This is a genomic window from Acidobacteriota bacterium (assembly GCA_003696075.1).
Classification (GTDB): domain Bacteria; phylum Acidobacteriota; class Polarisedimenticolia; order J045; family J045; genus J045.
The window spans coordinates 1-5,135 of sequence record RFHH01000188.1 but is presented as its reverse complement, the minus strand read 5'-3'; the positions used below and the strand labels follow the sequence as shown (position 1 = coordinate 5,135).

Sequence of the window (5,135 nt, the reverse complement as noted above, 5' to 3'; positions counted from 1 at the left end):
GGGGGCGGGCGCCGCTGGCGGGGAGGGACGGGCCGCCGCAGAATCCGGTCCGTGGCCGCGCCAACGACGTTGTCCCACCTGAGCTGCTCGGAGTGCGGAACGCGCTTTCCGGCGGACCGGCCGGCCGGGTTGTGCCCGGACTGCCGCCGGCCGCTCCTGGCGCGCTACGACCTCGAGCGGGCACGCCGGACGCTGACGCTCGGCGCCGCGCGCGAGCGGCCGCCCGGCCTGTCGCGCTACGCCGAGGTGATGCCGTTCGGCGCGCCGCACGTCGATCTCGGGGAAGGACGAACGCCGCTCGTGCGATGCCCCCGTCTCGACGAGCTGGTGGGCGGGGCGACCGTCTACGTGAAGGACGAGAGCGTGAACCCGACGGGGAGCTTCAAGGCCCGGGGGCTCGCCGCCGCGGTGAGCCGCGCGCGCGAACTCGGCGCGCGCGGCGTCGCGCTGCCCACCGCCGGCAACGCCGGGGTGGCGCTGGCGGCCTACGCGGCCGCAGCCGGCCTGACCGCCTTCGTCGCCTGCCCGGCCGACACACCCGCGCCCTTCGTCACGGCGATGCGGCTGCTCGGCGCGCAGGTCGTCCGGCACGAGGGCCTGATCGACGCGTGCGGGGCGCTGGTGCGCGAGCGCGCCGCGGAGGCGGGTCTGATCGACTGCTCGACGCTGAAGGAACCGTATCGCGTCGAGGGCAAGAAGACGATGGGCTACGACCTCGCCGTGCAGTTGCCGCGGCTTCCGGACGTGGTGGTCTACCCGACGGGCGGAGGAACCGGGATCGTCGGTATGTGGAAGGCGTTCGGGGAGATCGCCCAGCTCGGCTGGGAGTGCGGCGCGCCGCCGCGGCTGGTCGCCGTGCAGGCTTCGGGCTGCATGCCGATCGTGCGCGCCTTCCGGGAAGGCGCCGAGGAGGCACGGGCCTGGGAGGGAGCGTCGACGATCGCCTCCGGCCTGCGGGTCCCGCGCGCGATCGGCGACCGGCTGGTGCTCAGGGCGCTCCGGGAGTCGCGCGGTACCGCCTGCGCCGTCGGCGACGCCGAGATGATCGACGGCGCGGCCCGGCTCGGGGCGCGTGCGGGCGTGCTCGCCTCGCCGGAGGGGGGTGCCTGCCTGGCGGCCGCGATGCGCCTGGCCGAAGAGGGTTGGATCGATCCCGCGGAGACGGTCGTTCTCTTCAATACGGGAACCGCCTTGAGCTACGAACCGGTCCTCCGCGCACGGGCACTGGGATGAGCGGTCCGTCCCCACCCCCGCACCGCCTCTCGGTGGCGCCGATGATGGCGCGCACCGACCGCCATTTCCGTTTTTTCGTGCGGCGTCTGACGCGCCGCACCCTGCTGTACACCGAGATGCTCACGGCGGATGCGGTCCTGCACGGCGACCGAGCCAAGCTGCTCGGCTTCGATCCCGACGAGCATCCGGTCGCACTCCAGCTCGCCGGCGACGATCCGGTGGCCCTCGCCGAGGCGGCGCGGATCGGCGTGGGGTGGGGATACGACGAGATCGACCTCAACGTCGGATGTCCGAGCGAACGGGTGCAGCGGGCGCGGTTCGGGGCCTGCCTGATGGCCGAGCCCGAGCGCGTCGCCGAGATCGTCGCCGCCATTCGCGCCGCCGTCCGTGTGCCGGTGACGGTCAAGCACCGGATCGGGATCGACAATCTCGACAGCGAGGCATTCCTCCTCCGATTCGTCGACACGGTCGCGAGCGCCGGATGCGACCGGTTCGTCGTCCATGCCCGCAAGGCGATCCTCGCCGGGCTGAATGCGAAGCAGAACCGCCGCGTGCCGCCGCTCCGGCACGACGTGGTCCACCGGCTCAAGGAACGGCGGCCCGACCTCGAGATCGTGATCAACGGCGGCATCGCCACACTCGACGAGGCCTCCGCTCACCTCGAACGGGTCGATGGCGTGATGATCGGGCGTGCCGCCTACGAGAACCCGTTCCTTCTCGCCGAGGCCGACCGGAGGATCTTCGGGGAGACCGCACCGCCGCCCACCCGGCGCGAGGTCGCCCTCGCCATGGCGCGCTACGTCGACGAATGGTTCGCGCGCGGCCTGTTCGCCAGCCACATCACCCGCCACATCCTGGGGCTGTTCCGCGGAGTGCCCGGCGGCCGGGCCTGGCGCCGCGCCCTCACCGAGGGGGCCGTCAAACCGGGCGCGGACGGAAGCCTGATCGAGCGTGCGCTGCGAGCCATTCCGGATGAGGTGCTGGACGCCCGCCCCGGCGAAACGGAGCGGGCAGCGGTCGGCTGAGGCCGGTGCGCGCGGCGATCGCGGGCGCGCTCGAACCTCCTCCGCCGTCTTCCCCCTCGCCGGCTGGCCCGCGCGACCCCCGGCGGACCTCCTCGGCGCCCCCGGCACCGGCGGCGAATTCCCGATCGGCGGGCAGGCGCCGCCCGCGCCGAACGGCCCGGGCAGGCCGCGGCGAGAAGAGGTGCGTCCCCGGCGGTCCGGACGGGCATCCGGGGCACTCGAAATAGCGGAGAGCTTCGATCGGAGAGGCGCGCTCCGACCCGCCGGAGACCTCTGTCGCAGCCTCGCCGGGACGCGGGCCGGAGACCGCGCCGCCGGAAACGCACCCTTGCCTCGGAGAAGCCTCCGAAGAAGAGGCGGGCCCTCGACGGTGCAAAAGGCCCGCCGCCGCGCCGTCGACCCCGGCCGCATCCCCCGCGACGACGCCCGTTCCCTGCGGTTCGATACCGCACCGCCGCGATCGTCCGGTCAGGAAGCGTGCCAACGGAGAGCCGGCACCGAGAACGAACCGCGAAGGAAGCACGCTGGGAAAAAGAGCGGCCCGGGCGCTCGCCCGGGCCGCTCGCGGGGCACCGATTCCCGTCGGCTGGTGAGTCCCCCCTTCGTGATCAGTCCTCGATCGCTCCCGGAGCGACGTCGGCCCAGAGGATCCCGTCAGCCCACAGGATCCCGTCGGCCCAGAGGATTCCGTCGGCCCACAGGATCCCGTCGGCCCAGAGGATTCCATCGGCCCAGAGGACCCCGTCGGCCCAGAGGATCCCGTCAGCCCACAGGATCCCGTCGTTGGCGACGTCGGCCCACAGGATGCCGTCAGCCCAGAGGACGCCGTCCGCCCACAGGATCCCGTCGGCCCAGAGGATTCCGTCAGCCCAGAGAATCCCGTCGCCTTCGAGCCGGCCATCGGCCCAGAGGATCCCGTCGGTCTGGACGACGCCGTCGGCCCACAGGATCCCGTCGCCGGTCATGATCCCGTCGGCCCACAGGATCCCGTCGCCCCACAGCTGGCTGTCGGCCCAGAGGATCCCGTCAGCCCACAGGATGCCGTCCGCCCAGAGGATTCCGTCGGCGACCGGCGTGGCGTCGGCCCAGAGAATCCCGTCGGCCCACAGGATGCCGTCAGCCCAGAGGATCCCGTCGCCCCACAGCTCGCGGTCGGTCCAGAACTCCTCGTCCCCGTAGACCGCGTTGTCCCCGTAGACGTCGGCGAAGCCGGTCAGGATCACCGGGCGGCGCGTCGCCTCGCTGACGACGTAGAGGAACACGCCCTTCGGCGCGCGGCCGATGCGCGGCGAGGCGGAGCTGTAGTGGCGGGACGTCGCCAGCTCGTCCGAGAGCTCGAGCGCGGCCTCGACGTCGAGGTAGCCGGCGCCGCGGGCGAACACGTCCACGTCGTCGAGCTTCTCGGCGGAGCGCATGAGGACCGTCTTGATCGCGTCGTTGGAGATCTCGGGGTGCCGCTCGATCAGCAGAGCCGCTGCGCCGCTCACGAAGCCGGCGGCCATGCTGGTGCCGGACAGCTCGATGCCGCCGTCGACGAGCTTCTCGGGATGCTCGGTGGCCAGCGTCGAGCCGGGCACCGCGGGGCCGACGATCCGGTTGCCGGGAGCGACGAGGTCCGGCTTCAGAACGAGGTCGCCGTAGGAGGGGCCGCGGCCGCTGTAGGTGGTGATGACGTCGTCGGCCCGCTCGAGCGTGTTCAGGTCGTTCATCGCACCGACCGTGATCACGCGGGGATCGTTGCCGGGGGCGTTGATGGTGAGGTGGCCGTCACGCCCGCGGTTGCCGGCGGAAGCGACGACGGTGAGGCCCGCCGCCCAGGCGCGGCGCACCGCGATGTTGACCGGATCGATGGCGATCGACATGCGCGGCGCGTAGCCGAGCGACATGTTGACGACGCGGATGCCGTACTCGTCCTTGTGCTGGATCGTCCAGTCGATCGCCTGCAGCACGGAGGAAAGCTTGCCCTGTCCCTCGGCGTCGAGGACGCGAAGCACCACGAAGTTGACCTCCGGGGCCACGCCGTTCTCGCCACCGATGATCGCCGCGATGTGCGTTCCGTGGCCGTGGCCGTCGACCGCGTTGCCGTCGGGGTCGACGAAGTCGACGCGCGCGAGCACCCGCTCCTCCGGAACGGCGAGGTTCGGCGCGAGGCCGGTGTCGATCAGCGCCACGGTCACGCCCTTGCCGGTGTGGCCGTAGTGGCTGTAGGCGATGTCGGCGTTGGAGGCGGCCACCGCCACGTCGAGGTTGGCGCGGAGCAGCCGGTCCGGCGCGATCGAGAGCACGGCCGGGTTCTCGGCCAGGCGCCGGATCGCCGCGCTGTTCAGCTTCACCGCGACGGAGCCGAGCGTGCCGACGACCCGGGCCCCCGGAAGAGCGGTCACCTCGGTGCCGGGTGCGTGACCCTCGCCGTACTGCACGACGACCGCGAGCGCCTCGCCCTCGGCCGCGGAGGCCATCTGATCGGCCAGGTCGCGCGCGATCTTGGCCCGCAGGCCGGTCTCGCCCGCGAAGGCCGGGAACATGAAGAAGGAAGCCACCACAGCCAGCCCCGCCAGGAGGGCCAGGCAGCGGCGCTTGGAGCTGTTGGAGTGTCCGGTGCGGTTCATCGTTCGTTCTCCCCTCGGGTCTTCGTCTCCTCGAATCCCGTTGCGCCCCCTCTCAAGGCAAGGGCCGTGCCAGCGGAGGCGACAGATAACCCCTTTGAGATCAATAGCTTAATGACGTGAGACACAGCAGGGAGACTGTCTCACGGGACGGGAGCGCCGGGCTGTCTCTTCGCGGCAAGGCGTTGTTTTTCAGCAGGTTGACACTGTCTCAGCCCCGGTCGCGCCGGTCGCGAGACCGGGGCGTGAGACAGTCGTGAGACAGTCCTGT

The 5,135-nt window shown here is 72.0% G+C and carries 3 protein-coding genes; 2 read left to right on the top strand and 1 reads right to left on the bottom strand.

Annotation, left to right across the window (positions count from 1 at the left end; translation table 11 throughout):
• Positions 1-51: 51 nt before the first annotated feature.
• On the top strand, positions 52-1,233 hold the full coding sequence (locus tag D6718_12380; protein RMG43408.1) for a threonine synthase: 1,182 nt from the start codon (positions 52-54) through the stop codon (positions 1,231-1,233).
• Positions 1,230-2,258 carry a tRNA dihydrouridine(20/20a) synthase DusA gene (gene dusA, locus D6718_12375; protein RMG43407.1) on the top strand — a complete coding sequence of 343 codons (1,029 nt, stop codon included), beginning with the start codon at positions 1,230-1,232 and terminating at the stop codon, positions 2,256-2,258. The genes D6718_12380 and dusA overlap by 4 nt, the downstream gene beginning before the upstream one ends.
• A 608-nt stretch (positions 2,259-2,866) precedes the next feature.
• Here the strand turns inward: dusA and D6718_12370 are convergent.
• Positions 2,867-4,867 (bottom strand): hypothetical protein, encoded by a 2,001-nt coding sequence (locus tag D6718_12370; GenBank protein ID RMG43406.1) that lies wholly within the window; start codon positions 4,865-4,867, stop codon positions 2,867-2,869.
• Positions 4,868-5,135 lie beyond the last annotated feature (268 nt).

Coding starts and splice junctions, on each gene's coding strand:
- D6718_12370 (RMG43406.1), bottom strand. CDS start 4,867: ATGAACCGCACCGGACACTCCAACAGCTCCAAGCGCCGCTGCCTGGCC.
- dusA (RMG43407.1), top strand. CDS start 1,230: ATGAGCGGTCCGTCCCCACCCCCGCACCGCCTCTCGGTGGCGCCGATG.